This is a genomic window from Gallaecimonas pentaromativorans (assembly GCF_003751625.1).
Classification (GTDB): Bacteria; Pseudomonadota; Gammaproteobacteria; order Enterobacterales; family Gallaecimonadaceae; genus Gallaecimonas; species Gallaecimonas pentaromativorans.
The window spans coordinates 12,666-36,275 of sequence record NZ_RJUL01000016.1 but is presented as its reverse complement, the minus strand read 5'-3'; the positions used below and the strand labels follow the sequence as shown (position 1 = coordinate 36,275).

Annotated in this window: 34 protein-coding genes; 1 reads left to right on the top strand and 33 read right to left on the bottom strand. The window is 54.5% G+C overall.

The window, feature by feature from the left end; genetic code table 11:
- Nucleotides 1-288: 288 nt before the first annotated feature.
- Nucleotides 289-906, top strand: a complete 618-nt coding sequence (locus tag EDC28_RS19625) for a hypothetical protein (protein WP_123422715.1) — start codon at nucleotides 289-291, stop codon at nucleotides 904-906.
- A 60-nt stretch (nucleotides 907-966) separates the two neighbouring features.
- Here EDC28_RS19625 and rplQ read toward each other — a convergent pair whose 3' ends face one another.
- The 33 genes from rplQ to rpoC all read right to left on the bottom strand — a co-directional run bounded on the left by rplQ (nucleotide 967) and on the right by rpoC (nucleotide 23,609).
- Entirely contained in the window at nucleotides 967-1,362 is a 396-nt protein-coding gene (gene rplQ, locus EDC28_RS19620; protein ID WP_050660933.1) for a 50S ribosomal protein L17, read from the bottom strand.
- A gap of 43 nt (nucleotides 1,363-1,405) precedes the next feature.
- The gene (locus tag EDC28_RS19615; RefSeq protein WP_050660934.1) at nucleotides 1,406-2,395 is read right to left on the bottom strand and encodes a DNA-directed RNA polymerase subunit alpha; all 990 of its coding nucleotides are present in this window, start codon (nucleotides 2,393-2,395) and stop codon (nucleotides 1,406-1,408) included.
- A gap of 25 nt (nucleotides 2,396-2,420) precedes the next feature.
- A complete protein-coding gene (rpsD, locus tag EDC28_RS19610) occupies nucleotides 2,421-3,041 on the bottom strand; it encodes a 30S ribosomal protein S4 (protein ID WP_050660935.1) in 621 nt (206 codons plus the stop codon).
- A gap of 30 nt (nucleotides 3,042-3,071) precedes the next feature.
- On the bottom strand, nucleotides 3,072-3,461 hold the full coding sequence (gene rpsK, locus EDC28_RS19605) for a 30S ribosomal protein S11 (RefSeq protein ID WP_008486796.1): 390 nt from the start codon (nucleotides 3,459-3,461) through the stop codon (nucleotides 3,072-3,074).
- Nucleotides 3,462-3,477: 16 nt separating this feature from the next.
- Nucleotides 3,478-3,834, bottom strand: coding sequence for a 30S ribosomal protein S13 (gene rpsM / locus EDC28_RS19600; protein WP_050660936.1), 357 nt, complete (start codon nucleotides 3,832-3,834; stop codon nucleotides 3,478-3,480).
- 107 nt (nucleotides 3,835-3,941) lie between these two features.
- Nucleotides 3,942-4,055 (bottom strand): 50S ribosomal protein L36, encoded by a 114-nt coding sequence (rpmJ, locus tag EDC28_RS19595; protein ID WP_008486798.1) that lies wholly within the window; start codon nucleotides 4,053-4,055, stop codon nucleotides 3,942-3,944.
- A 38-nt stretch (nucleotides 4,056-4,093) separates the two neighbouring features.
- A complete protein-coding gene (secY, locus tag EDC28_RS19590; protein WP_050660937.1) occupies nucleotides 4,094-5,416 on the bottom strand; it encodes a preprotein translocase subunit SecY in 1,323 nt (440 codons plus the stop codon).
- A gap of 6 nt (nucleotides 5,417-5,422) precedes the next feature.
- Entirely contained in the window at nucleotides 5,423-5,857 is a 435-nt protein-coding gene (gene rplO / locus EDC28_RS19585; RefSeq protein ID WP_008486800.1) for a 50S ribosomal protein L15, read from the bottom strand.
- A gap of 4 nt (nucleotides 5,858-5,861) precedes the next feature.
- Complete coding sequence (gene rpmD / locus EDC28_RS19580) at nucleotides 5,862-6,044, bottom strand: 50S ribosomal protein L30 (protein WP_050660938.1); 183 nt, start codon at nucleotides 6,042-6,044, stop codon at nucleotides 5,862-5,864.
- A gap of 5 nt (nucleotides 6,045-6,049) precedes the next feature.
- The gene (gene rpsE / locus EDC28_RS19575) at nucleotides 6,050-6,550 is read right to left on the bottom strand and encodes a 30S ribosomal protein S5 (protein WP_008486802.1); all 501 of its coding nucleotides are present in this window, start codon (nucleotides 6,548-6,550) and stop codon (nucleotides 6,050-6,052) included.
- A 9-nt stretch (nucleotides 6,551-6,559) separates the two neighbouring features.
- Nucleotides 6,560-6,913: a 50S ribosomal protein L18 gene (gene rplR / locus EDC28_RS19570; protein ID WP_050660939.1), complete on the bottom strand. Its 354-nt coding sequence runs from the start codon at nucleotides 6,911-6,913 to the stop codon at nucleotides 6,560-6,562.
- Nucleotides 6,914-6,922: 9 nt separating this feature from the next.
- Nucleotides 6,923-7,453: a 50S ribosomal protein L6 gene (gene rplF, locus EDC28_RS19565; protein ID WP_050660940.1), complete on the bottom strand. Its 531-nt coding sequence runs from the start codon at nucleotides 7,451-7,453 to the stop codon at nucleotides 6,923-6,925.
- Nucleotides 7,454-7,465: 12 nt separating this feature from the next.
- Complete coding sequence (rpsH, locus tag EDC28_RS19560) at nucleotides 7,466-7,858, bottom strand: 30S ribosomal protein S8 (RefSeq protein ID WP_050660941.1); 393 nt, start codon at nucleotides 7,856-7,858, stop codon at nucleotides 7,466-7,468.
- Between the two features lie 23 nt (nucleotides 7,859-7,881).
- Complete coding sequence (rpsN, locus tag EDC28_RS19555) at nucleotides 7,882-8,187, bottom strand: 30S ribosomal protein S14 (RefSeq protein WP_008486806.1); 306 nt, start codon at nucleotides 8,185-8,187, stop codon at nucleotides 7,882-7,884.
- A gap of 12 nt (nucleotides 8,188-8,199) precedes the next feature.
- Nucleotides 8,200-8,739 (bottom strand): 50S ribosomal protein L5, encoded by a 540-nt coding sequence (rplE, locus tag EDC28_RS19550; protein WP_050660942.1) that lies wholly within the window; start codon nucleotides 8,737-8,739, stop codon nucleotides 8,200-8,202.
- A gap of 15 nt (nucleotides 8,740-8,754) precedes the next feature.
- Nucleotides 8,755-9,069, bottom strand: coding sequence for a 50S ribosomal protein L24 (gene rplX / locus EDC28_RS19545; RefSeq protein ID WP_050660943.1), 315 nt, complete (start codon nucleotides 9,067-9,069; stop codon nucleotides 8,755-8,757).
- A gap of 11 nt (nucleotides 9,070-9,080) precedes the next feature.
- Nucleotides 9,081-9,449, bottom strand: coding sequence for a 50S ribosomal protein L14 (rplN, locus tag EDC28_RS19540; protein WP_008486809.1), 369 nt, complete (start codon nucleotides 9,447-9,449; stop codon nucleotides 9,081-9,083).
- A 172-nt stretch (nucleotides 9,450-9,621) separates the two neighbouring features.
- Nucleotides 9,622-9,882 (bottom strand): 30S ribosomal protein S17, encoded by a 261-nt coding sequence (gene rpsQ / locus EDC28_RS19535; protein WP_050660944.1) that lies wholly within the window; start codon nucleotides 9,880-9,882, stop codon nucleotides 9,622-9,624.
- On the bottom strand, nucleotides 9,882-10,073 hold the full coding sequence (gene rpmC, locus EDC28_RS19530) for a 50S ribosomal protein L29 (protein ID WP_050660945.1): 192 nt from the start codon (nucleotides 10,071-10,073) through the stop codon (nucleotides 9,882-9,884). Before rpmC ends, rpsQ begins: the two co-directional genes overlap by 1 nt.
- Nucleotides 10,073-10,486 carry a 50S ribosomal protein L16 gene (gene rplP / locus EDC28_RS19525; RefSeq protein WP_008486813.1) on the bottom strand — a complete coding sequence of 138 codons (414 nt, stop codon included), beginning with the start codon at nucleotides 10,484-10,486 and terminating at the stop codon, nucleotides 10,073-10,075. The genes rpmC and rplP overlap by 1 nt, the downstream gene beginning before the upstream one ends.
- Nucleotides 10,487-10,498: 12 nt before the next feature.
- Nucleotides 10,499-11,185 carry a 30S ribosomal protein S3 gene (gene rpsC / locus EDC28_RS19520; protein ID WP_050660946.1) on the bottom strand — a complete coding sequence of 229 codons (687 nt, stop codon included), beginning with the start codon at nucleotides 11,183-11,185 and terminating at the stop codon, nucleotides 10,499-10,501.
- 15 nt (nucleotides 11,186-11,200) lie between these two features.
- On the bottom strand, nucleotides 11,201-11,533 hold the full coding sequence (gene rplV, locus EDC28_RS19515; RefSeq protein WP_050660947.1) for a 50S ribosomal protein L22: 333 nt from the start codon (nucleotides 11,531-11,533) through the stop codon (nucleotides 11,201-11,203).
- Nucleotides 11,534-11,543: 10 nt separating this feature from the next.
- The gene (rpsS, locus tag EDC28_RS19510; protein ID WP_008486816.1) at nucleotides 11,544-11,822 is read right to left on the bottom strand and encodes a 30S ribosomal protein S19; all 279 of its coding nucleotides are present in this window, start codon (nucleotides 11,820-11,822) and stop codon (nucleotides 11,544-11,546) included.
- A gap of 19 nt (nucleotides 11,823-11,841) precedes the next feature.
- Nucleotides 11,842-12,666 carry a 50S ribosomal protein L2 gene (gene rplB / locus EDC28_RS19505; RefSeq protein WP_050660948.1) on the bottom strand — a complete coding sequence of 275 codons (825 nt, stop codon included), beginning with the start codon at nucleotides 12,664-12,666 and terminating at the stop codon, nucleotides 11,842-11,844.
- Nucleotides 12,667-12,683: 17 nt separating this feature from the next.
- A complete protein-coding gene (rplW, locus tag EDC28_RS19500) occupies nucleotides 12,684-12,983 on the bottom strand; it encodes a 50S ribosomal protein L23 (protein WP_050660949.1) in 300 nt (99 codons plus the stop codon).
- Entirely contained in the window at nucleotides 12,980-13,585 is a 606-nt protein-coding gene (gene rplD / locus EDC28_RS19495) for a 50S ribosomal protein L4 (RefSeq protein WP_050660950.1), read from the bottom strand. The genes rplW and rplD overlap by 4 nt, the downstream gene beginning before the upstream one ends.
- Nucleotides 13,586-13,603: 18 nt before the next feature.
- On the bottom strand, nucleotides 13,604-14,242 hold the full coding sequence (gene rplC, locus EDC28_RS19490; RefSeq protein ID WP_050660951.1) for a 50S ribosomal protein L3: 639 nt from the start codon (nucleotides 14,240-14,242) through the stop codon (nucleotides 13,604-13,606).
- A 42-nt stretch (nucleotides 14,243-14,284) separates the two neighbouring features.
- Nucleotides 14,285-14,596, bottom strand: coding sequence for a 30S ribosomal protein S10 (gene rpsJ / locus EDC28_RS19485; RefSeq protein WP_008486823.1), 312 nt, complete (start codon nucleotides 14,594-14,596; stop codon nucleotides 14,285-14,287).
- A gap of 301 nt (nucleotides 14,597-14,897) precedes the next feature.
- Nucleotides 14,898-16,082: an elongation factor Tu gene (gene tuf / locus EDC28_RS19480; protein WP_123422713.1), complete on the bottom strand. Its 1,185-nt coding sequence runs from the start codon at nucleotides 16,080-16,082 to the stop codon at nucleotides 14,898-14,900.
- A gap of 60 nt (nucleotides 16,083-16,142) precedes the next feature.
- A complete protein-coding gene (gene fusA / locus EDC28_RS19475) occupies nucleotides 16,143-18,245 on the bottom strand; it encodes an elongation factor G (RefSeq protein ID WP_050660930.1) in 2,103 nt (700 codons plus the stop codon).
- A 75-nt stretch (nucleotides 18,246-18,320) separates the two neighbouring features.
- Complete coding sequence (gene rpsG, locus EDC28_RS19470) at nucleotides 18,321-18,791, bottom strand: 30S ribosomal protein S7 (RefSeq protein WP_050660929.1); 471 nt, start codon at nucleotides 18,789-18,791, stop codon at nucleotides 18,321-18,323.
- A gap of 81 nt (nucleotides 18,792-18,872) precedes the next feature.
- Nucleotides 18,873-19,247 carry a 30S ribosomal protein S12 gene (gene rpsL, locus EDC28_RS19465; RefSeq protein ID WP_008486781.1) on the bottom strand — a complete coding sequence of 125 codons (375 nt, stop codon included), beginning with the start codon at nucleotides 19,245-19,247 and terminating at the stop codon, nucleotides 18,873-18,875.
- A 147-nt stretch (nucleotides 19,248-19,394) separates the two neighbouring features.
- Nucleotides 19,395-23,609 carry a DNA-directed RNA polymerase subunit beta' gene (gene rpoC, locus EDC28_RS19460; RefSeq protein WP_050660928.1) on the bottom strand — a complete coding sequence of 1,405 codons (4,215 nt, stop codon included), beginning with the start codon at nucleotides 23,607-23,609 and terminating at the stop codon, nucleotides 19,395-19,397.
- Between the last annotated feature and the right edge of the window lies 1 nt (nucleotide 23,610).

Here is a 23,610-nt window from a genome sequence, read left to right as displayed (position 1 = left end):
CACACTAAACTTCGTTTTTTAAGCCTTTCGACTCAATCCCCGAAGCGAGCCGCCATTCTACTCACTTATCTTTATCGGTCAAGGCCTTTTTAAGCTCTGCTTTCAAGTCCTTCACCGCGCTTTCCCTTGGCGACGAGGCGGCATTATAGGGATCTTGTTTCAGATCACAAGATCTTTTTTTAGGGCTCGCAGGAAAAACTAAATAAGGCTAAAACATAAGCAAACTATCTCTGATTAATGCAGTCTGAAGATAGGTAAAGAATAAGAAAGTCATATAGAGAGGGGTCTATGCGTCTGGTAGCAAACTACTGCGTACTGCTAGCTACATTGAGCTTGTGCAGCTTGCCGGCACTTGCTGGTCAGGCTTCCCTTCATGATCTGCTGGAAAATCAGGTTGCCCAAAACAACTCTGTACCAAAGGCAGTGAGCATTCTGGTACAGAATTACCCGAATGCTTCGGAAGTCATCCTGAATGAAGCGTACCGTAGCTACCCCGATGCCATACCTAAGATCATCAGTGGTATTGCGCAGCAACAACCTGGGTTGTTGTCCCTTGCAGTCGACCAGGCACTAAAACTTCCTGGAGTCGATACGGACGCAGTGGTCCAAGCGGCTATCCATGCCGATCCTGCCTGTTCAGATGTGGTCGTCAATTCTGCTGTTAATGATGAGCCAGCCAGATTCAGCCAGATCATGACCGTGGCACTTTCTACCGAACCTTTGGCTGTAGACAGTATTGTGCAGGTAACAGCCGAGCAGCACCCTGACCATATTAATGAGCTATTAGCACTGGTGAAAAAGCTGGTGCCCGATCAGGCTGATGAAGCAATTGCCACTGTAAAAGCCATGTTTGCACTCAAGAAAGAAGATGATGTCTCTGCGCAGCAAGGGGCGCGTCAGCCCTGAAGAAAAAACGCCAATAAAAAAGCCGAGGCATTTGCCTCGGCTTTTTTACAGGTCTGCAGCTTACTCGGCAGCGGCTTCTTCAGCAGCTACGGCAGCAACAGGACGATCAACCAGTTCTACGAATGCCATGGGGGCGTTATCGCCGGCACGGAAACCGCACTTCAGAATGCGCAGGTAACCGCCGGGGCGATCTTGGTAACGCGGACCCAGTTCGTTGAACAGTTTACCCACAACTTCTTTATCACGAGTGCGGGCAAAGGCCAGACGACGGTTAGCAACGCTGTCGATCTTGGCCAGGGTGATCAACGGCTCAACAACGCGACGCAGTTCCTTCGCCTTCGGCACGGTAGTCTTGATAACTTCATGACGAACCAGTGAACTGGCCATGTTACGGAACATGGCCTGGCGATGGCTGCTGTTGCGATTTAGTTGACGACCACTCTTACGATGGCGCATGGGAGTTTCCTTTTAACTAAATCAGTTGAACACGTAACCCAGATTAATCTCTGTCGACCAGACTGGCAGGTGGCCAGTTCTCGAGGCGCATGCCCAGAGAAAGACCACGAGATGCCAATACGTCTTTGATTTCGGTCAGAGACTTCTTACCCAGGTTAGGCGTTTTGAGGAGCTCTACCTCGGTACGCTGTACCAGGTCACCGATGTAGTGGATGGCTTCTGCTTTGAGGCAGTTAGCCGAACGCACGGTCAGCTCCAAATCATCAACAGGACGCAGCAGGATCGGATCGAACTCCGGCTTCTCTTCTTTCTGTTCCGGCTCGCTCATGTCACGCAGCTCGACGAAGGCTTCCAGTTGCTCGGCCATAATGGTGGCAGCACGACGGATAGCTTCCTCGGGATCGATGGTACCGTTGGTTTCCATGTCGATAACGAGTTTGTCGAGGTCAGTGCGTTGTTCAACACGAGCACGTTCCACGTTGTAAGCAATACGCTCAACGGGAGAGAAACCGGCGTCGACCAGCAGGCGGCCCACAGGACGGTCATCCTCTTCCAGAGTCAGACGAGAAGAAGCAGGTACGTAACCGCGACCCATCTCTACTTTGATGCGCATGGAAATTTCCGCGTCGCCAGTCAAAGTGCAGATGTGGTGCTCGGGGTTCATGATTTCCACATCACCGTCAGTAGTGATGTCTGCCGCAACGACAGCGCCAGCGCCACTCTTGGTGAGTGTCAGCATGGCTTCGTTTTTACCGTGCAGCTTCACAGCCAGGCCTTTCAGGTTCAGAAGGATCTCAATAACATCCTCTTGAACACCTTCTTTGCTGGAGTACTCGTGCAGTACGCCATCAATTTCCACTTCCGTTACGGCACAGCCGGGCATGGAAGACAGGAGAATGCGGCGTAGCGCATTGCCAAGTGTGTGGCCGAAACCGCGTTCAAGCGGCTCCAGGGTCACTTTGGCTCGAGTCGGGCTGAGGCTTTCAATGTCCACCAGCCGCGGCTTGAGAAAATCAGTAACAGAACCCTGCATATAGTCCTCTCTAGTGCGTTAAGCTTTACTTGGAGTAAAGCTCGACGATCAGCTGTTCGTTGATGTCGGCGGACAGATCAGTACGCTCAGGAAGACGCTTGTAGGTGCCTTCCATCTTGTCTTTGTCAACTTCCAGCCAGGTCGGCTTTTCACGCTGTTCAGCCAGTTCCAGAGCTGCTTTGATGCGAGCCTGTTTCTTGGCCTTCTCACGGATGGAGACGACGTCATTGACGGAGACCTGGAAGGAGGCAACGTTTACTACTTTGCCATTAACCAGGACCGCTTTGTGGCTCACCAACTGGCGAGATTCAGCGCGAGTAGCACCGAAACCCATGCGGTAAACCACGTTATCAAGACGGCCTTCCAGCAGTTGCAACAGGTTTGCACCGGTGTTGCCTTTCAGGCGGGCGGCCTCTTTGTAGTAGTTACGGAATTGCTTTTCCAGTACGCCGTAGATACGACGAACTTTTTGCTTCTCGCGCAGCTGTACACCGTAGTCAGACAAGCGGGGCTTACGGGCACCGTGTTGACCAGGGGCTTGCTCGAGTTTGCATTTGGAATCAATCGCGCGTACGCCGCTTTTCAGGAACAGATCAGTACCTTCGCGGCGGCTGAGCTTGAGCTTAGGACCCAAATATCTTGCCATGTTCTTTCTCCACTATCCTCTAGAAGCGAATTACACGCGACGCTTCTTGGGCGGACGACAACCGTTGTGCGGGATCGGCGTGACGTCGGTGATGTTGGTGATCCGGAAACCGGCAGCATTCAAAGCGCGGATTGCGGATTCACGGCCCGGACCGGGACCTTTTACATTCACTTCCAGGTTTTTCACACCGTACTCAGCAGCAACTACACCAGCACGCTCAGCAGCAACCTGCGCAGCGAAAGGAGTAGACTTACGAGAGCCACGGAAACCAGAGCCACCTGCGGTAGCCCAGGACAGGGCGTTGCCCTGACGGTCAGTGATAGTCACGATAGTGTTGTTGAAAGAAGCATGTACGTGGGCAATACCATCAACCACTTGCTTCTTAACGCGCTTACGTGCGCGAGTCGGAGTTTTAGCCATCGTTTACCTTCCCAAATTATTTCTTGATCGGCTTACGAGGACCCTTACGGGTACGCGCATTGGTTTTGGTGCGCTGACCACGTACGGGCAGACCGCGACGGTGGCGCAGGCCACGGAAGCAACCCAGGTCCATCAGACGTTTGATAGACAGGGTGACTTCACGGCGCAGATCACCTTCAACGGTGTACTTACCGACTTCGTCACGAAGTTTGTCAATTTGCGCTTCATCCAACTCGCGGATTTTCACGCTTTCTTCGATACCAGCGGCGGCACAAATGGCCTTAGCGCGGGTACGACCGACGCCAAAAATGGCAGTCAGTGCGATCACAGCATGTTTATGATCAGGAATGTTAATGCCGGCTATACGGGCCATCAACTGCACTCCTAAAGTAGTGGCTATCTGCGGAAAGCCCGTAAGGATACCCAACAGAAAGCCTGTTTTCAATTAAGCTGACCAGCTATTTGCTGGTCAGCCCCGGATTAGCCTTGCCGTTGCTTGTGCTTCGGCTCAGTGCAAATCACGCGAACCACGCCGTGGCGCTTGATGATTTTGCAGTTGCGGCAAATTTTCTTAACGGATGCACGAACTTTCATTGCTTACTCCGTATGTTCAACGACACCAAAGGCCAGGCTTATCGCCCGTAGCCCTTGAGGTTCGCCTTCTTCATGACCGACTCATACTGATGGGTCATCAGATGAGTCTGCACTTGCGCCATAAAGTCCATAATCACGACGACGATAATGAGCAGTGAGGTACCACCGAAGTAGAACTGCACATTAAAGGCCACCATCATGAACTCAGGGATCAGACACACCAAGGTGATGTAGATCGCACCGGCCAGAGTGAGGCGAGTCATCACTTTGTCGATATAACGAGCAGTTTGCTCGCCTGGGCGAATGCCCGGAATAAAGGCACCGCTCTTCTTCAGGTTTTCAGCTGTTTCACGCGGGTTGAATACCAGCCCGGTGTAGAAGAAACAGAAGAAGATGATGGCTGCTGAATACAGCATCACGTACAACGGCTGACCTGGTGACAGCGACAGTGCAATATCCTGAAGCCAGGACAGTGACTGGTTCTGACCGAACCATTGAGCCACAGTGCCCGGGAACAGAATAATGGAGCTGGCGAAGATCGGCGGGATAACCCCAGCCATGTTGATCTTCAGCGGCAGATGCGTGCTTTGCGCTGCAAAGACGCGACGGCCTTGCTGACGTTTGGCATAGTTGACGACGATGCGGCGCTGGCCGCGTTCAACGAAAACAACACCAAATGTGACAGCAACAACTACAACTGCAATCAGGATCGCTACCAGGAAATTCAAATCCCCTTGACGCGCCTGCTCTATTGTCTTGCCGATCGCCGGGGCCAGGCCCGCGACGATACCGGAAAAGATCAGAATGGAGATACCGTTGCCGATACCCCGTTCAGTGATCTGCTCACCCAGCCACATCAGGAACATGGTACCGGTCACCAGGCTGACTACTGCAGTGAAGTAGAAAGCAGGGCCTGGGTCCAGCACAAGGCCGTTAACCAGGTTAGGGAGACCGGTTGCGATCCCAAAGGACTGGACAATCGCCAGCGCTAATGTACCCCAGCGTGTGTACTGGCTGATTTTGCGGCGGCCTGCTTCACCTTCCTTTTTCAGTTCGGCGAGTGCAGGGTGCACCACGGTCAGCAGCTGCACGATGATCGATGCCGAAATGTACGGCATGATCCCCAGTGCAAACACGGAGGCACGGGACAAGGCACCACCGCTGAACATGTTAAACATGGCAACGATGGTGTCTTTTTGCTGTGCAAACAGATCGGCAAGAACAGCAGCGTCAATACCAGGAATGGGGACGAAGGAGCCGGCCCGGAAAACGATAATCGCCCCGAGCACGAACAGCAGTCGGCGTTTAAGTTCCGACAGCCCGCCTTGTGCCTTTTGAGTATCCAGTCCTGGTTTAGCCATTGCCTATTATTCCTCGACCTTTCCGCCAGCGGCTTCAATGGCAGCACGGGCACCTTTGGTGACGCGCAGACCACGTACAGTCACAGGACGCTCGATGGCGCCGGACAGTACAACCTTGGCGAATTCAATGTTACGGGTGATGACGTTAGCGTCTTTCAGGCTGTTCAGATCAACCACATCACCTTCTACCTTGGCCAGCTCGGACAGGCGCACTTCAGAAGTCACCAGGGACTTACGAGAAGTGAAGCCGAACTTCGGCAGACGGCGTTGCAGCGGCATTTGACCGCCTTCAAAACCGGCACGTACTTTACCACCACTGCGGCTCTTTTGACCTTTGTGGCCACGGCCACCGGTTTTACCCAGGCCAGAACCGATACCACGGCCAACACGCTTAGGTGCGGACTTGGAACCAGCGGCGGGGGACAGGGTATTCAGTTTCATCCGATTAGCCCTCCACCTTCACCATGTAATAGACCTGGTTGATCATGCCACGTACTGCCGGAGTATCTTCCAGCTCTACAGTGTGGTTGATCTTACGCAGGCCCAGACCGCGCAGCGTGGCCTTATGCTTAGGCAAACGGCCAATAGCGCTGCGAGTTTGAGTCACTTTTACAGTTTTGTTAGCCATAGTGATTACCCCAGAATTTCTTCAACGGTGAGACCACGTTTGGCCGCTACGGCTTCCGGTGACTTAACGTCTACCAGGGCACCGATGGTTGCACGAACCACGTTGATCGGGTTGGTGGAACCATAGGCCTTGGACAGTACGTTGTGTACGCCAGCAACTTCCAGCACGGCGCGCATGGCACCGCCGGCGATGATACCAGTACCCTCAGAGGCAGGCTGCATGTACACCTGGGAGCCGGAATGACGGCCCTTAACAGGGTGATGCAGGGTGGTGCCGTTCAGAGAGACGGTAACCATGTTGCGGCGAGCTTGTTCCATTGCCTTTTGAATGGCAGCAGGAACTTCACGGGCTTTACCGTAACCAAAACCGATGCGACCGTTGCCGTCGCCCACTACAGTCAATGCAGTGAAGCTGAAGATACGGCCGCCCTTAACTACTTTAGAAACACGGTTAACACTGATCAGCTTTTCGATCAGGTCACCGGCTTGCTTTTCTACGTTCGCCATGACTGCTCCTTAGAACTTCAGGCCGGCTTCACGGGCAGCGTCCGCCAGGGCAGCTACACGACCGTGATATTTAAAACCGGAACGATCGAATGCAACGGTGCTCACGCCTTTTTCAAGAGCGCGCTCGGCGATGGCTTTACCCACTGCTTTGGCAGCATCGATGTTGCCGGAGTATTTCACTTGCTCGGCCAGTGCTTTCTCCAGAGTGGAGGCAGAGGCGATCACTTCAGAACCGTTGGCTGCGATCAGCTGCGCGTAAATGTGGCGCGGTGTACGGTGAACCACCAGACGATTCGCACCCAGCTCTTTAATCTGCTTGCGTACGCGCAGAGCGCGACGAAGACGAGATGCTTTCTTGTCCATAGTGTTACCTTACTTCTTCTTAGCCTCTTTACGCAGAACAGTTTCGTCAGCGTAGCGAACACCTTTGCCTTTGTAGGGCTCGGGCGGACGGTAGCCGCGAACGTTGGCAGCAACTTGGCCGACCAACTGTTTGTCTGCGCCTTTGATAACCACTTCAGTTTGGCTCGGGCACTCGGCAGTGATGCCTTGCGGCAGTTCATGCTCTACCGGGTGAGAGAAGCCCAGGGCCAGGTTCAACTTGGAACCTTGTACCTGCACTTTGTAACCCACGCCAATCAGTTGCAGCTTACGGCTGAAGCCCTCAGTAACACCGATGACCATGTTATTGATCAGGGCGCGGGCAGTGCCGGCCTGAGCAATTTCAGTAGCACCGTCTTTCAGGCTAACTTTCAGCTGGTTGTCTTCTTGGTTCACGGTCACAGCGTTGTTCAGAACGCGGCTGAGAGTACCGTTTTTACCCTTAACTGTGATTTCCTGGCCGTCGAATTTAATTTCGACACCGGCAGGAATGGTCACAGGTGCTTTAGCGACACGAGACATTGTTCTACCCCCTTACGCTACGTAGCAGATGATTTCGCCACCCATGCCGGCTTTACGCGCAGCACGGTCGCTCATCACGCCCTTGGACGTAGAGACGATAGCAACGCCCAGACCACCCATTACTTTCGGCAGCTCATCTTTTTTCTTATAGATGCGCAGACCAGGGCGGGAAACGCGTTGAATGCTCTCGACAACCGGCTTGCCCTCGAAATACTTCAGGGTCACTTCCAGCTCGGGCTTGACGTCGCCAGAAACTTGATAACCGGCGATATAACCTTCTTTCTTCAGCGTCTCGGCGATAGCCACCTTCAGCTTGGAAGAAGGCATGATGACCGCAACCTTGCGGGCCTGTTGGCCGTTGCGGATGCGAGTCAGCATGTCAGCGATAGGATCTTGCATGCTCATAATGCTTCACTCCCGTAAGTGGCTTACCAGCTGGCCTTTTTGAGGCCAGGAATTTCACCGCGCATCGCAGCTTCACGCACCTTGATACGGCTCAGGCCGAACTTGCGCAGGAAGGCGTGCGGACGACCAGTCACACGGCAGCGGTTACGCTGACGACTGCGGCTGGAATCACGCGGCAGGGATTGCAGTTTGAGCACGGCGTCCCAACGCTCTTCGTCAGAGCTGTTGACGCTGCTGATGGTAGCTTTCAGAGTCGCACGTTTTTCAGCAAACTGAGCTACCAGCTTGGCGCGCTTGGCCTCGCGGGCCTTCATTGATTGCTTTGCCATAACCCTAATTCCTTACTTTTTGAACGGGAAGTTAAAGGCAGCCAGCAGAGCACGACCTTCCTCGTCATTCTTCGCGCTGGTGGTGATGGTGATATCCAGACCACGTACGCGATCGACTTTGTCGTAGTCGATTTCAGGGAAGATGATTTGCTCGCGAACACCCATGCTGTAGTTGCCACGACCGTCGAAAGATTTCGGGTTGAGGCCACGGAAGTCACGGATACGGGGGATAGAAATCGAGACCAGACGCTCGAAGAACTCCCACATACGTTCGCCACGCAGGGTTACTTTGCAACCAATGGGGTAACCTTCACGGATTTTGAAGCCCGCCACGGATTTACGCGCTTTGGTGATGAGCGGCTTCTGACCGGAAATGGCTGCCAGATCGGCAGAGGCATTATCCAGCAGCTTTTTATCAGCCACAGCTTCACCTACACCCATGTTAAGGGTGATTTTCTCAATCCGAGGGACTTGCATGACTGTCTTGTAGCCGAACTCGGTAACGAGCCCAGGCACTACAGTCTCTTTGTAGAAATCATGCAGTTTCGCCATCGTTTACTCCAAAAATCAGTTGATGACTTCGTTATTGGATTTGAAGAAACGGACCTTTTGGCCTTCTTCAAAACGGAAACCGACACGGTCAGCCTTGCCAGTTTTGGGGTTGTAGATGGCTACGTTGGAAACCTGAATAGGGGCTTCTTTTTCAACAATGCCACCCTGAACACCCAGGTAGGGGTTGGGCTTTTGGTGTTTTTTGATGACGTTTACGCCTTCAACGATCAGCTTGCCGGTAGCCAGGACCTTGGTGACTTTGCCACGCTTGCCCTTGTCTTTGCCGGTCAGCACGATCACTTCATCGTCACGACGAATTTTCGCTGCCATTGGGATACTCCTTACAGTACTTCCGGCGCCAGAGAGATGATCTTCATGAACTTCTCAGAACGCAGTTCACGAGTCACCGGGCCGAAGATACGGGTGCCAATGGGTTCCTGCTTAGCATTAAGCAGTACCGCAGCGTTACGATCGAAACGGATCAGTGACCCGTCAGGACGACGCACACCTTTCTTGGTACGCACTACCACCGCGTTAACCACATCACCTTTTTTCACTTTACCGCGCGGAATCGCTTCCTTAACGGTAACTTTGATGATGTCGCCAACAGCGGCATAACGGCGGTGCGAACCACCCAGAACCTTAATACACATTACGCTGCGAGCGCCGCTGTTATCAGCAACGTCGAGCATACTTTGCATTTGGATCATGTTAGTGCTCCGCTAAAAAATAACTACGGCCCAGAATTGGGCCACCTTTGGCTGCCTATAGCAAAGGCGCGACAGTTTAACACCATCACTTTGCAATGGGTAGCGCTAAGGCTAATAAAAATACAATGACCCCGTTGCCGGGGTCATTGCGGTTTTGCGCGAGCCTTGGCGATTAAACCTTGGCCGGACGCTCAACAATTTGTACCAGAGTCCAAGACTTGGTCTTGGACAGCGGGCGACATTCGCGAATAGTCACGACGTCACCAGCTTGGCACTCGTTGTTCTCGTCATGCACGTGCAGCTTGGTGGTACGCTTGATGAACTTACCGTAGATCGGGTGCTTCACAAAGCGCTCGATAGCAACAGTGATGGACTTGTCCATCTTGTCACTGACCACGCGGCCCTGCAGCGTACGAACAGTCTTCTCAGTCATTACGCACCTGCCTTCTCGTTGAGAACAGTCTTCACGCGTGCAATATTGCGACGCACTTTCTTGAGCTCGTGAGACTGTGACAGCTGACCAGTTGCTGACTGCATGCGCAGGTTGAATTGCTCACGCAGCAGATTGATCAGCTCAGCGTTCAGCTCTTCAACGCTCTTGTTACGAAGATCAGTCGCTTTCATTACAGTACCGTCCGAATCACAAAGGTGGTCTTAAACGGCAGTTTGGCGGCCGCCAGGGCGAACGCTTCACGTGCCAGCTCTTCGGAGACACCGTCCATTTCATACAGGACTTTGCCGGGTTTGATTTCGGCGACCCAATATTCAACGGAGCCTTTACCTTTACCCATCCGCACTTCCAGAGGCTTCTCGGAGATCGGCTTATCGGGGAATACCCGGATCCAGATCTTACCTTGACGCTTGACGTGACGGGTCATGGCACGACGGGCAGCTTCAATTTGACGAGCAGTCATGCGACCACGGCCAATGGCTTTCAGACCAAAGGTACCGAAGGAAACCTTGGCACCGGCTTGCGCCAGACCACGGTTACGCATCTTGTGCTGCTTACGGAATTTTGTACGTTTCGGTTGCAACATCGCTGGAACTCCTTACTTGCCACCTTTGCCTTTCTTCTTCGGCTCAGGCTGGACTTCGGCAACCGGCATACCGCCCAGGATCTCACCTTTGAAGACCCAGACTTTAGTGCCGATCACGCCGTAAGTGGTGTGAGCTTCGGAAGTGGCATAATCGATGTCAGCGCGCAGGGTGTGCAGCGGCACACGGCCTTCACGGTACCATTCGGTGCGAGCGATTTCGGCGCCACCAAGACGGCCGTTCACTTCTACCTTGATACCCTTGGCACCCAGACGCATGGCGTTTTGTACCGCACGCTTCATAGCGCGACGGAACATGACGCGGCGCTCCAGCTGGCTGCTGATACTGTCGGCAACCAGTTGCGCGTCCAGCTCAGGCTTACGCACTTCGCTGATGTTGATTTGCGCGGGCACGCCGGCAATTTTGGCAACAGCTTTGCGCAGCTTCTCAACGTCTTCACCTTTCTTACCAATCACCACACCCGGACGGGCAGTGTGAATGGTAACGCGGATGGACTTAGCCGGGCGCTCGATAACGATGCGGGATACAGAAGCGGCTTTCAGTTCCTTTTTCAGGAACTGACGCACTTCGTGATCGCCATGCAGGTTGTCAGCAAAATCTTTGGTGTCCGCGTACCAGGTCGCGTTCCAAGGCTTCACGATGCCCAGGCGGATACCATTAGGATGTACTTTCTGTCCCATTGCTTATCTCCTGGATTAACGCTCAGCGACAACCACAGTAATGTGGCTGGTGCGCTTGAGGATACGATCCGCACGACCTTTGGCGCGGGGCATGATGCGTTTCATGGACGGACCTTCGTCAACGAAGATCTTGGCCACTTTCAATTCATCAATGTCCAGACCGAAGTTGTGCTCGGCATTGGCAATGGCTGAATCCAGTACCTTCTTGACCAGAGCGGCAGCTTTCTTGTCGCTGAAGGTCAGAGTGTCGATGGCCTTAGCCACGGGCAGACCGCGAACCTGATCAGCAACCAGGCGAGCCTTCTGCGCAGAGGTACGGGCAAAACGATGTTTAGCGATAGCTTCCATCTTTTACTCCTTAACGCTTCTTGGCTTTCTTGTCCGCGGCGTGACCACGGTAAGTACGGGTCGGCGCGAACTCGCCCAGCTTGTGACCGATCATTTCGTCGGAAACGTATACCGGAACGTGCTGACGACCATTATGGACAGCGATGGTCAAACCGATCATGTTCGGAATGATCATTGAACGACGGGACCAAGTCTTGATAGGTTTCTTGTCCCCGCTTTCCACCGCTTTCTCTACCTTCTTCAGCAAGTGCAGGTCGATAAACGGACCTTTCTTGAGAGAACGTGGCATGGTGATTCCTCTAGCTTATTTACTTGCTACGACGGCGTACGATGAACTTATCGGTACGCTTGTTCTTGCGGGTTTTGGCGCCCTTGGTAGGCTTGCCCCACGGAGAAACCGGGTGACGACCACCAGAGGTACGGCCTTCACCACCACCGTGCGGGTGATCTACCGGGTTCATGGCAACACCACGAACGGTCGGACGAACACCGCGCCAGCGTTTGGCACCAGCTTTACCCAGTTGACGCAGCATGTGCTCAGCGTTGCCCACTTCACCAACGGTGGCGCGGCAATCGGCAGGCACTTTGCGCATTTCGCCACTGCGCAGACGCACAGTCACGTAAGCACCGTCGCGAGCAACGATCTGAACATAAGCACCAGCGGAACGAGCCAACTGAGCGCCTTTGCCAGGCTTCATTTCTACAGCGTGAACGGTAGAACCAACGGGGATGTTGCGCATCGGCAGGGCGTTACCTGCTTTGATAGGCGCATCTACACCGGATTGGATCTTGTCGCCAGCCTGCAGGCCTTTAGGGGCCAGGATGTAACGACGCTCACCGTCAGCGTACAGAACCAGCGCGATGTTGGCGCTACGGTTCGGATCGTATTCCAGACGCTCTACAGTGGCAGGAACGCCATCTTTGGTGCGTTTGAAATCGATGATCCGGTAATGCTGCTTGTGACCACCACCGATATGACGGGTAGTGATGCGGCCAGCATTGTTACGACCACCAGACTTGGACTTTTTGTCCAGCAGGGCGGCGTGCGGTTTGCCTTTGTGCAGCTCAGGGTTAACCACTTTAACAACGTGGCGGCGACCCGGAGATGTCGGCTTACATTTAACGATAGCCATAGCTCTGAATCCTCCCCTTACTCAGCGCCGCCGAAGTCGATCGCTTGACCGGCCTTCAGGGTCACATAGGCTTTTTTCCAATCACTGCGGCGGCCGGTACGGGCGCCGTGGCGTTTGGTTTTGCCTTTGACGTTTACGGTGCGAACTGCGTCCACTTCCACTTCGAAGAGCTTTTCTACAGCAGCCTTAACTTCGGCCTTAGTAGCGTCGGTAGCGATTTTCAACACAACAGTGTTGAACTTCTCGGCTACCAGCGTGCTCTTTTCAGAGACGTGAGGGGCGCGAATGACTTTCAGAATGCGTTCTTCACGGATCATGCCAGCATCTCCTCGAGTTGCTTAACAGCACCAGCGGTCATCAGCACCTTGTCGAAGGCGATCAGAGACACCGGGTCGATACCGGCCACGTCGCGCACGTCGACCTTGTACAGGTTGCGAGCAGCCAGGAACAGATTCTCGTCGACTTCTTGAGTCACGATCAGCACGTCCTTCAGCTCCAGCTCGCCGAGCTTGGCAACCAGTTCTTTGGTCTTGGGTGCAGAAACACCGAAGTTCTCGACAACAACCAAACGCTCCTGACGAACCAGTTCAGACAGGATGCTTTTGATCGCGCCGCGATACATTTTCTTGTTAACTTTTTGCTCGTAATTTTGCGGTTTGGCCGCAAAATTCACACCACCGGAGCGCCAGATCGGGCTGCGGATGGTGCCGGCACGGGCACGGCCGGTGCCTTTTTGACGGAAGGGCTTCTTGCCGCCGCCGGATACTTCAGAGCGGGTCTTCTGAGCACGGGTACCCTGACGAGCAGCAGCAGCGTAGGCTACAACTACTTGGTGTACCAGGGCTTCATTCAGCTCACGCCCAAAGGTAGCTTCGGAAACTTCAAGAGCGCCTTGCGCGTCTTTCAATACCAATTCCATCACCTATCTCCTCAGACGTTACGCTTTCACAGCGGGTTTAACGATGAGGTCACCACCGGTGGCGCCGGGTACAGCACCTTTAACCAGCAGCAGGCCACGCTCGGCATCTACACGAACCAGTTCGAGGTTCTGAGTAGTGACGCGTTCGTCGCCCATATGACCAGCCATCTTCTTGCCCTTGAATACCTTACCCGGGGATTGGTTTTGACCAATAGAACCGTGTACGCGGTGAGACAGGGAGTTACCGTGAGTGGCGTCTTGAGTGCGGAAGTTCCAACGCTTAACAGCACCTGCGAAGCCTTTACCTTTAGAGGTACCGGTTACGTCAACTTTCTTGACGTCTTCGAACAGGGTTACGCTCAGCTCGGCACCCAGCTCCAGGCCTTCGCCTTCGCCGTCTGCCAGACGGAATTCCCACAGGCCGCGGCCGGCTTCAACACCGGCTTTAGCAAAGTGACCCGCTTGCGGTTTAGTCACACGGTTGGCTTTCTTGGAGCCAGTGGTGATTTGCAGCGCGCGGTAACCGTCGGTATCCAGGGTCTTAACCTGGGTAACGCGGTTGCTTTCTACTTGGATTACGGTCACGGGAATGGAAACGCCGTCTTCAGTGAAGATACGGGTCATCCCGATTTTTTTACCGACTAGACCAATAGCCATTATAAACCTCTAAGACTGTTCAGAGTGTTGCCACGCAGAGGATCAGCCCAGGCTGATCTGTACGTCGACGCCAGCGGCCAGATCAAGGCGCATCAGGGCGTCAACAGTCTTGTCGGTGGGTTCTACGATATCCACCAGACGCTTGTGAGTACGGATCTCATACTGATCCCGCGCATCTTTGTTGACGTGCGGGGAGATCAGCACGGTGAAACGCTCTTTGCGAGTAGGCAGCGGAATAGGACCGCGAACCTGGGCACCAGTGCGCTTAGCCGTTTCCACGATTTCCGCAGTAGACTGATCGATCAAACGGTGATCGAAAGCCTTCAGGCGGATACGGATACGCTGATTAGCCATTGCAATTGACTCCGTTAAAAAGAACTAAAGAGCTACAGACAAAAAAATGCACCTCTACCACATCTCTGATGAGATGGGAGAAGCGATTCTCTTATCCGTCAGCCCCATATCGGGGCTGCTGTAGTGGCGAACCAATTGTTCGCCTGTTTCAGCAAGAGCATTACCTTCACATGGAAGGTCGGGGCATTATACGTAGCCGTCAGCCAATTTCAACCCCGGCGCACAAAAATCCAGCACTACCCTACCCTTCAGGCAAAAAGAAGGGGCGCCGAGGCGCCCCTTCTTCTGGCAATCATCGCGATTAGGCGATGATTTTGGCTACTACGCCGGCGCCTACGGTACGGCCACCTTCGCGGATAGCGAAGCGCAGACCTTCATCCATCGCGATAGGAGCGATCAGCTCTACTACCATCTGGATGTTGTCGCCAGGCATTACCATCTCTACGCCTTCTGGCAGTTCGATGGTGCCGGTCACGTCAGTAGTACGGAAGTAGAACTGCGGACGGTAGCCTTTGAAGAACGGAGTATGACGACCACCTTCTTCTTTGCTCAGCACGTACACTTCGGATTCGAACTTGGTGTGCGGCTTGATTGAACCAGGCTTACACAGTACTTGGCCACGCTCTACTTCGTCACGCTTGGTACCACGCAGCAGAACACCTACGTTCTCACCAGCACGGCCTTCGTCCAGCAGCTTGCGGAACATTTCTACGCCAGTACAAGTGGTTTTGGTGGTCGGGTTGATACCGACGATTTCCACTTCTTCACCAACTTTGACGATGCCTTGCTCTACACGACCGGTTACTACGGTACCGCGGCCGGAGATGGAGAACACGTCTTCCACAGGCAGGATGAACGGCTTGTCGATAGCGCGCTCCGGCTCAGGGATGTAGGTGTCCAGGGCTTCGCCCAGCTCGATGATCTTGGCTTCCCACTCTGCGTCGCCTTCCAGCGCTTTCAGAGCAGAACCTTTGATGACCGGCAGGTCGTCGCCAGGGAAGTCGTAGGCGGACAGCAGTTCGCGCACTTCCATTTCGACCAGCTCTTGCAGCTCTTCGTCATCAACCATGTCGCACTTGTTCATGAACACGATGATGTAAGGAACGCCTACCTGGCGACCCAGCAGGATGTGCTCACGGGTTTGCGGCATCGGGCCGTCGGTGGCAGCTACTACCAGGATCGCGCCGTCCATCTGGGCAGCACCGGTGATCATGTTTTTGACGTAGTCGGCGTGGCCGGGGCAGTCAACGTGGGCGTAGTGACGAGTCGGGGTATCGTACTCAACGTGAGAAGTGTTGATGGTGATACCACGAGCCTTTTCTTCCGGCGCGTTGTCGATTTGGTCGAAAGCGCGGGCAGCACCGCCGTAGGTTTTGGCCAGTACGGAGGTGATGGCGGCAGTCAGGGTGGTTTTACCGTGGTCAACGTGACCGATGGTACCTACGTTGACGTGGGGTTTTGTACGTTCAAATTTTTCTTTAGACACGGCTAAAATCCTTCATGTAAAAGGGGGCCAGCCACTGAGCTGGCCCTTTTTCGCTATGTATTACTCGCCAGCTTTGCGAGCTTCGATAACTTCTTTGGCGATGTTGTTCGGACACTCTTGGTACTTCAAGAACTCCATGGAGTAAGAAGCACGGCCTTGAGTGGCAGAACGCAGGTCGGTAGCGTAACCGAACATTTCGGAAAGCGGTACCTGGCCACGGACGATCTTACCGGACGGGCCGTCATCCATGCCTTCGATGAGGCCACGGCGACGGTTGATGTCACCGATCACATCACCCATGTTTTCCTCGGGCGTTTCGACTTCTACCTTCATGATAGGTTCGAGCAGCACGGGATTGGCTTTCATAAAGCCGGTTTTGAAACCCATAGAGGCAGCGATTTTAAACGCCATCTCGTTGGAGTCCACGTCGTGGTAGGAACCGTCGTACAGGGTAACTTTCAGGTCTTCGATGGGGTAGCCGGCGAGAACACCGTTCTTCATCTGTTCCTGAACACCTTTATCAACGGCCGGGATGTATTCCTTAGGAACCACACCGCCCACGATAGCGTTGACGAATTCGTAGCCTTTGCCTTCTTCGACTGGCTCAATGCGCAGCCAAACGTGACCGAACTGACCGCGGCCACCGGACTGACGTACGAACTTACCTTCAACTTCAACGCTGTTGCGGATGGTTTCGCGGTAGGAAACCTGCGGCTTACCTACGTTGGCTTCAACCTTGAATTCACGTTTCATACGGTCAACGAGAATTTCCAGGTGCAGCTCACCCATACCAGCGATGATGGTTTGGCCAGACTCTTCGTCGGTCCAAACGCGGAAGGAGGGGTCTTCCTTGGCCAGACGACCCAGAGCCAGACCCATTTTTTCTTGGTCAGACTTGGTCTTCGGCTCAACGGCAACGGAGATTACCGGCTCAGGGAATTCCATGCGCTCGAGGATGATCGGATCAGCTTCGGTACAGAGGGTTTCACCGGTGGTGACGTCCTTCAGACCGATGGCAGCGGCGATGTCGCCGGCGCGAACTTCGCTGATCTCTTCACGCTTGTTGGCGTGCATCTGTACGATACGGCCGATACGCTCACGCTTGTCTTTGGTGGCGTTCAGAACCGAGTCACCGGAGTTAACCACACCGGAGTAAACGCGGAAGAAGGTCAGAGAGCCAACGAACGGGTCGGTAGCAATCTTGAACGCCAGAGAAGAGAAGGGCTCGTCATCGCTGGACTTACGCACAGCGACTTCACCGTTGGGCAGTTCACCCTTGATCGGCGGAACGTCGGTCGGCGCAGGCAGGAACTCGATAACGGCATCCAGCATGGCCTGAACACCCTTGTTCTTGAACGCAGAACCCAGGGTACAAAGAATGATGTCAGTGCTCAGCACGCGTGCGCGCAGGCCTTCTTTGATTTCCTCTTCGGTCAGCTCTTCGCCGCCGAGGTACTTTTCCATCAGTTCTTCGTTGGCTTCAGCGGCAGCTTCCACCATGTTCATGCGCCATTCGTCGGCCAGGTCCTGCATGTCGGCAGGAATGTCTTCGTAGGTGAAAGTGGTACCCATATCTTCTTCAGACCAGTTGATGGCCTTCATCTTGATAAGGTCGATAACACCTTTGAAGTGCTCTTCGGCGCCGATAGGCAGCTGAATTGGAACCGGGGTGGCTTTCAGGCGGGTTTTGATTTGATCAACAACGCGCAGGAAGTTAGCACCGGTACGGTCCATTTTGTTGACGAAGGCGATACGGGGTACGTGGTACTTGTTCGCCTGGCGCCATACGGTTTCGGATTGGGGCTGAACGCCGCCCACAGCGCAGTAAACCATTACCGCACCATCCAGAACACGCATAGAACGCTCTACCTCGATGGTAAAGTCAACGTGTCCGGGAGTGTCGATGATGTTGATGCGGTGCTCGGGGAACTGCTTACCCATGCCGCTCCAGAAAGCGGTGGTGGCAGCGGAGGTAATGGTGATACCACGCTCCTGCTCCTGCTCCATCCAGTCCATGGTGGCAGCGCCATCATGTACTTCACCGATCTTGTGAGAAACACCGGTATAGAACAGGACCCGCTCAGTGGTGGTCGTTTTACCTGCATCGATGTGAGCGCTGATACCGATATTGCGGTAGCGCTCGATAGGTGTTTTGCGAGCCACGATAGCTTTCCTCTAATTAAGAAACCTATGGTGATGCTGTGAAATAGGTGGCCCCCGAAAGGGGCCACAACAGCATTACCAGCGGTAGTGAGCGAATGCTTTGTTCGCTTCTGCCATGCGATGCACGTCTTCGCGCTTCTTAACGGCAGAACCTTTGTTATCGGCAGCGTCCAGCAGTTCACCGGCCAGACGAGCAGCCATGGATTTTTCACCGCGCTTACGGGCAGCATCTACCAGCCAGCGCATAGCCAGGGTGTTACGACGCACAGTGCGTACTTCAACAGGCACCTGGTAGGTGGAACCACCCACACGGCGGGACTTAACCTCGACCGCAGGACGAACGTTGTCCAGGGCGGTTTCGAACAGTTCCAGGTGCGACTTGCCGGTTTTCTCGTTCATGATGTCCAGGGCACCGTAAACGATCTTCTCGGCAGTAGATTTCTTACCGTCAACCATTACAACGTTGACAAATTTGGCAATGATCTCGGATCCGAATTTCGGATCAGGCAGGATCTTGCGTTGACCAATCACGCGACGTCTTGGCATGACTTATTCTCCGTATGCTTCAGGGATTACCCAAAACCTAATTAATGAATACTTAGCTTGGCCTTACTTAACGGAGAACCATTAAGACTTGGGCCGCTTGGCGCCGTATTTGGAACGGGCTTGCTTACGATCTTTAACGCCAGCACAGTCAAGGGTGCCGCGTACGGTGTGATAACGCACACCTGGCAGGTCTTTTACACGACCGCCACGGATCAGAACAACGGAGTGCTCCTGCAGGTTGTGGCCTTCGCCACCAATGTAGGAAGTCACTTCGAAGCCGTTGGTCAGACGCACACGGCAAACTTTACGCAGTGCGGAGTTCGGCTTCTTCGGGGTGGTGGTGTACACACGAGTACATACACCACGCTTTTGGGGGCAGGCTTCCAGCGCAGGAACGTTGCTCTTAGCAACTTTCTTGACGCGGGGCTTGCGCACCAGCTGGTTAATTGTAGCCATTAGCTTGCTAACTCCTGGTTAGATGCTTTTTACGGTGAAAAATCGCCCCAATAAGGGCCGCGGCATTCTAAATGCCGCTCAAAAAAGTGTCAAGACAACAAAGGCCGTCCACTTTAGGGACGGCCTTTGACGTTGTTATGACAACTTTTACTCTTCGCCACCCAGATCGGCGTTCAGCAGATCGGTCAGCGCTTTTTCTGCATCGTCGGCAGTCATCTGCGGCTCGGCAACAACGGCACCGCGGTTCCGTTGACGGTTGCGCTCCTGGTGATAGGAGTAACCGGTACCGGCCGGGATCAGACGGCCCACAATGACGTTCTCTTTCAGACCACGCAGGTCATCGGCCTTACCGGACACGGCCGCTTCGGTCAGTACGCGGGTGGTCTCCTGGAAGGAGGCCGCGGAGATGAACGACTCGGTAGCCAGAGAGGCTTTGGTGATACCCAGCAGCTGACGCTCAAAGCTCGCAGGTTGCTTGCCGGCTTCTTCCAGCTCACGGTTGGCGATCTTGACGCGGGCCACTTCCTGGGTTTCGCCTTCCAGGAACTCGGAATCACCCGGATTGGTGATGGTGCACTTACGCAGCATCTGGCGAACGATGGTCTCGATGTGCTTGTCGTTAATCTTAACGCCTTGCAGACGGTAAACGTCTTGCACTTCGTTAACGATGTAACGGGCAACAGCTTCGATACCACGCAGGCGCAGGATGTCCTGAGGTGCTTCCGGACCGTCGGCGATAACTTCACCACGTTGAACCTGTTCACCTTCGAACACGTTGAGCTGACGCCATTTCGGGATCATCTCTTCGTAAGCGGTGCCTTCGGCCGGGGTGATCACCAGGCGACGTTTACCTTTGGTTTCTTTACCGAAGGAAATGGTACCGGTGATTTCCGCCAGGATGGCCGGCTCTTTCGGGCGACGGGCTTCGAACAAGTCGGCAACCCGTGGCAGACCACCGGTGATGTCGCGGGTCTTGGACGTTTCCTGCGGAATACGCGCCAGCGCGTCACCCACACCCACTTCGACGTTGTCATCGAGGTTGACAATGGCATTACCAGGCAGGAAGTACTGGGCCGGAATATCGGTACCAGCAATGTTTACGTCCTTACCCTTCTCGTCCACCAATTTCACCATCGGGCGCATCTCTTTACCGGCGCTGGGGCGCTGAGAAGGCTCGAGGATAACGATGCTGGACAGACCGGTCAGGTCGTCAGTCTGGCGGCTCATGGTCACGCCGTCGAGCATGTCCACGAACTTGATGCGACCTTTTACCTCGGTAATGATCGGGTGAGTGTGCGGATCCCAGTTGGCAACAATGTCGCCACCGGTCACGGCCTCACCGTCCTTCTTGGACAGCACGGCACCGTAGGGCAGCTTGTAGCGCTCACGCTCGCGGCCGTTCTCGTCGGTTACGGTCAGCTCGGTGGAGCGAGAAGTCACTACCACTTTACCGTCAACGTTCTCAACGAACTTGGCGTTGTGCAGCTTCAGAGAACCGGTGTTTTTCACCTGAATGGAGTTCTCTGCAGTCGCCCGAGATGCGGCACCACCGATGTGGAAGGTACGCATGGTCAGCTGGGTACCCGGCTCACCGATGGACTGGGCAGCGATAACACCGATGGACTCACCACCGTTGATGATGTGACCACGGGCCAGGTCGCGGCCGTAACAGTGAGCACAAACACCGAAGTCGGTATCACAGGTGATAACGGAGCGCACTTTCACCTGGTCGATGGAGTTGGCTTCAAGGATATCCACCTTGGCCTCGTCCAGCAGGGTGTTACGCGGCATCAGCACTTCGTCGCTGCCGGGAACCAGTACGTCTTCACAGACCACACGGCCCAGTACGCGCTCGCGCAGCGGCTCAACTACGTCACCGCCTTCGATCAGCGGAGTCATCCACAGACCTTCGAGGGTGCCACAGTCGGATTCGGTAATAACCAAATCTTGCGCCACGTCGACTAGACGACGAGTCAGGTAACCGGAGTTCGCGGTTTTCAGTGCGGTATCCGCCAGACCTTTACGCGCACCGTGCGTGGAGATGAAGTACTGCAGTACGTTCAAACCTTCACGGAAGTTCGCGGTGATGGGGGTCTCGATGATGGAGCCATCGGGCTTGGCCATCAGGCCCCGCATACCGGCCAACTGACGGATCTGAGCCGCACTACCCCGGGCGCCGGAGTCCGCCATCATGTAGATGGAGTTGAAGGACGCCTGAGTTTCCATTTCGCCGTCGCGGTTCTCTACTTCTTCGGTAGAGAGGTTGCTCATCATGGCTTTGGAAACGCGCTCGTTCGCGGTTGACCAGATATCGATTACTTTGTTGTAACGCTCGCCGGCAGTTACCAGACCAGAGGAGAACTGCTCCTGGATCTCGGCAACTTCCGCTTCCGCCTCGGCAATGATGGCCGCTTTGGCATCGGGGATGACCATGTCATCGATACCAACGGAGGCACCCGCCAGAGTGGCGTAATGGAAACCGGTGTACATCAGCTGGTCAGCAAAGATAACGGTATCTTTCAGGCCCAGGCGACGATAACAGGCGTTCAGCAGACGAGAGATCTGCTTTTTACCCATGTTCTGGTTGATCAGCTCAAAGGGCATGCCCTTGGGCTGAATGAGGCTCAGAATGGCGCGGCCAACAGTGGTGTCGGTCAGACGGATGTCGGCAACGTATTCGCCATTCTCGGCTTCCACCCAGTGGGTGATACGGACTTTGACGCGAGCGTGCAGGTCAGCCAGGCCAGCGCGATAGACTTTCTCGGCTTCCTTAGGACCACGCAGCACCATGCCTTCACCTTTGGCATTGATGCGCTCACGGCTCATGTAATAGAGGCCCAGTACAACGTCCTGAGAAGGCACGATGATAGGTTCACCGTTGGCCGGGGACAGGATGTTGTTGGTGGACATCATCAGTGCACGGGCTTCAAGCTGGGCTTCCAGAGTCAACGGTACGTGGACCGCCATCTGGTCACCGTCGAAGTCAGCGTTGTACGCGGCACAGACCAGCGGGTGCAGTTGAATGGCTTTACCTTCAATCAGCACGGGCTCGAACGCCTGGATACCCAGACGGTGCAGGGTCGGTGCACGGTTCAGCAGCACGGGGTGTTCGCGGATCACTTCATCCAGAACGTCCCATACCTCGGCCACTTCGCGCTCAACCATTTTCTTGGCGGCTTTGATGGTGGTGGCGAGGCCGCGCGCTTCCAGCTTGCCGTAGATGAAGGGCTTGAACAGCTCAAGGGCCATCTTCTTGGGCAGACCGCACTGATGCAGGCGCAGGGTCGGGCCTACGGTGATAACGGAACGACCAGAGTAGTCGACACGTTTACCCAGCAGGTTCTGACGGAAACGACCTTGCTTACCCTTGATCATGTCGGCCAAGGATTTCAGCGGGCGACGGTTGGAACCGGTGATGGCACGGCCACGACGGCCGTTATCCAACAGGGCATCAACCGCTTCTTGCAGCATCCGCTTTTCGTTGCGCACGATGATATCGGGGGCAGCCAAGTCCAGCAGGCGCTTGAGACGGTTGTTACGGTTGATCACGCGGCGGTACAGATCGTTCAGATCAGAAGTCGCGAAACGGCCACCGTCCAGGGGTACCAGCGGACGCAGGTCCGGCGGTAGCACTGGCAGCACAGCCATGATCATCCACTCCGGCTTGTTGCCGGATTTGAAGAAGGCTTCCATCAACTTCAGACGCTTGGTCACTTTCTTGCGACGGGTCTCGGAGTTGATAGAGGGCAGCTCTTCACGCATCTGCTCGATTTCTTTTTCGAGCTCGATACGCTTGAGAAGCTCCTGCACGGCTTCGGCACCCATGCGGGCGTCGAACTCGTCACCCCACTGCTCAAGGGCGTCCAGGTACTGATCTTCGGTCAGCATGGCGCTCTTTTCGAGGTTGGTCATGCCCGGTTCGATAACCACGTAGCTTTCGAAATAAAGCACGCGCTCGATATCACGCAGGGTCATGTCCAGCAGCAGGCCGATCCGGGACGGCAGGGACTTAAGGAACCAGATGTGGGCAACGGGGCTGGCCAGCTCGATGTGACCCATGCGCTCACGGCGCACTTTGGTCAGAGTGACTTCAACACCACATTTTTCACAGATAACGCCACGGTGCTTGAGGCGTTTGTACTTACCGCACAGACACTCGTAGTCTTTTACTGGGCCGAAAATACGGGCACAGAAAAGACCGTCACGCTCCGGCTTGAAGGTACGGTAGTTGATGGTCTCAGGCTTTTTGACTTCGCCGTAAGACCAGGAGCGAATCATGTCAGGAGACGCAAGACCGATGCGAATGGCATCGAATTCTTCAGTCTTGTTCTGCTGTTTCAAAAACTTGAGTAAGTCTTTCACG

Excerpts from the sequence above, each read along its gene's own strand:
- rplX (WP_050660943.1), bottom strand. The coding sequence starts at position 9,069 with ATGGCAGCGAAAATTCGTCGTGACGATGAAGTGATCGTGCTGACCGGC.
- rpsD (WP_050660935.1), bottom strand. The coding sequence starts at position 3,041 with ATGGCAAGATATTTGGGTCCTAAGCTCAAGCTCAGCCGCCGCGAAGGT.
- rplR (WP_050660939.1), bottom strand. The coding sequence starts at position 6,913 with ATGGACAAGAAAGCATCTCGTCTTCGTCGCGCTCTGCGCGTACGCAAG.
- rplO (WP_008486800.1), bottom strand. The coding sequence starts at position 5,857 with ATGAAACTGAATACCCTGTCCCCCGCCGCTGGTTCCAAGTCCGCACCT.
- EDC28_RS19625 (WP_123422715.1), top strand. The coding sequence starts at position 289 with ATGCGTCTGGTAGCAAACTACTGCGTACTGCTAGCTACATTGAGCTTG.
- rpsG (WP_050660929.1), bottom strand. The coding sequence starts at position 18,791 with ATGCCAAGACGTCGCGTGATTGGTCAACGCAAGATCCTGCCTGATCCG.
- rpsM (WP_050660936.1), bottom strand. The coding sequence starts at position 3,834 with ATGGCCCGTATAGCCGGCATTAACATTCCTGATCATAAACATGCTGTG.
- rpsS (WP_008486816.1), bottom strand. The coding sequence starts at position 11,822 with ATGCCACGTTCTCTCAAGAAAGGTCCGTTTATCGACCTGCACTTGCTG.
- rpsK (WP_008486796.1), bottom strand. The coding sequence starts at position 3,461 with ATGGCTAAAACTCCGACTCGCGCACGTAAGCGCGTTAAGAAGCAAGTG.
- rplF (WP_050660940.1), bottom strand. The coding sequence starts at position 7,453 with ATGTCTCGTGTCGCTAAAGCACCTGTGACCATTCCTGCCGGTGTCGAA.
- secY (WP_050660937.1), bottom strand. The coding sequence starts at position 5,416 with ATGGCTAAACCAGGACTGGATACTCAAAAGGCACAAGGCGGGCTGTCG.
- rplB (WP_050660948.1), bottom strand. The coding sequence starts at position 12,666 with ATGGCTATCGTTAAATGTAAGCCGACATCTCCGGGTCGCCGCCACGTT.
- rpsQ (WP_050660944.1), bottom strand. The coding sequence starts at position 9,882 with ATGACTGAGAAGACTGTTCGTACGCTGCAGGGCCGCGTGGTCAGTGAC.
- rpmJ (WP_008486798.1), bottom strand. The coding sequence starts at position 4,055 with ATGAAAGTTCGTGCATCCGTTAAGAAAATTTGCCGCAACTGCAAAATC.
- rpsH (WP_050660941.1), bottom strand. The coding sequence starts at position 7,858 with ATGAGCATGCAAGATCCTATCGCTGACATGCTGACTCGCATCCGCAAC.
- rplE (WP_050660942.1), bottom strand. The coding sequence starts at position 8,739 with ATGGCGAAACTGCATGATTTCTACAAAGAGACTGTAGTGCCTGGGCTC.
- rpmC (WP_050660945.1), bottom strand. The coding sequence starts at position 10,073 with ATGAAAGCGACTGATCTTCGTAACAAGAGCGTTGAAGAGCTGAACGCT.
- rplW (WP_050660949.1), bottom strand. The coding sequence starts at position 12,983 with ATGATCCGTGAAGAACGCATTCTGAAAGTCATTCGCGCCCCTCACGTC.
- rpsJ (WP_008486823.1), bottom strand. The coding sequence starts at position 14,596 with ATGGCTAATCAGCGTATCCGTATCCGCCTGAAGGCTTTCGATCACCGT.
- rpsC (WP_050660946.1), bottom strand. The coding sequence starts at position 11,185 with ATGGGACAGAAAGTACATCCTAATGGTATCCGCCTGGGCATCGTGAAG.
- rpsE (WP_008486802.1), bottom strand. The coding sequence starts at position 6,550 with ATGGCGAACGTAGAAAAGCAAGCCGGTGACCTGATCGAAAAGCTGATC.
- rplN (WP_008486809.1), bottom strand. The coding sequence starts at position 9,449 with ATGATCCAAATGCAAAGTATGCTCGACGTTGCTGATAACAGCGGCGCT.
- rpsL (WP_008486781.1), bottom strand. The coding sequence starts at position 19,247 with ATGGCTACAATTAACCAGCTGGTGCGCAAGCCCCGCGTCAAGAAAGTT.
- rplV (WP_050660947.1), bottom strand. The coding sequence starts at position 11,533 with ATGGAAGCTATCGCTAAACATCGTTTTGCCCGTACCTCTGCGCAGAAG.
- rplD (WP_050660950.1), bottom strand. The coding sequence starts at position 13,585 with ATGGAATTGGTATTGAAAGACGCGCAAGGCGCTCTTGAAGTTTCCGAA.
- EDC28_RS19615 (WP_050660934.1), bottom strand. The coding sequence starts at position 2,395 with ATGCAGGGTTCTGTTACTGATTTTCTCAAGCCGCGGCTGGTGGACATT.
- rpmD (WP_050660938.1), bottom strand. The coding sequence starts at position 6,044 with ATGGCTAACAAAACTGTAAAAGTGACTCAAACTCGCAGCGCTATTGGC.
- rplQ (WP_050660933.1), bottom strand. The coding sequence starts at position 1,362 with ATGCGCCATCGTAAGAGTGGTCGTCAACTAAATCGCAACAGCAGCCAT.
- rpsN (WP_008486806.1), bottom strand. The coding sequence starts at position 8,187 with ATGGCAAAGCAATCAATGAAGGCCCGCGAGGCCAAGCGCGCCAAGCTG.
- rplP (WP_008486813.1), bottom strand. The coding sequence starts at position 10,486 with ATGTTGCAACCGAAACGTACAAAATTCCGTAAGCAGCACAAGATGCGT.
- rplC (WP_050660951.1), bottom strand. The coding sequence starts at position 14,242 with ATGGCTATTGGTCTAGTCGGTAAAAAAATCGGGATGACCCGTATCTTC.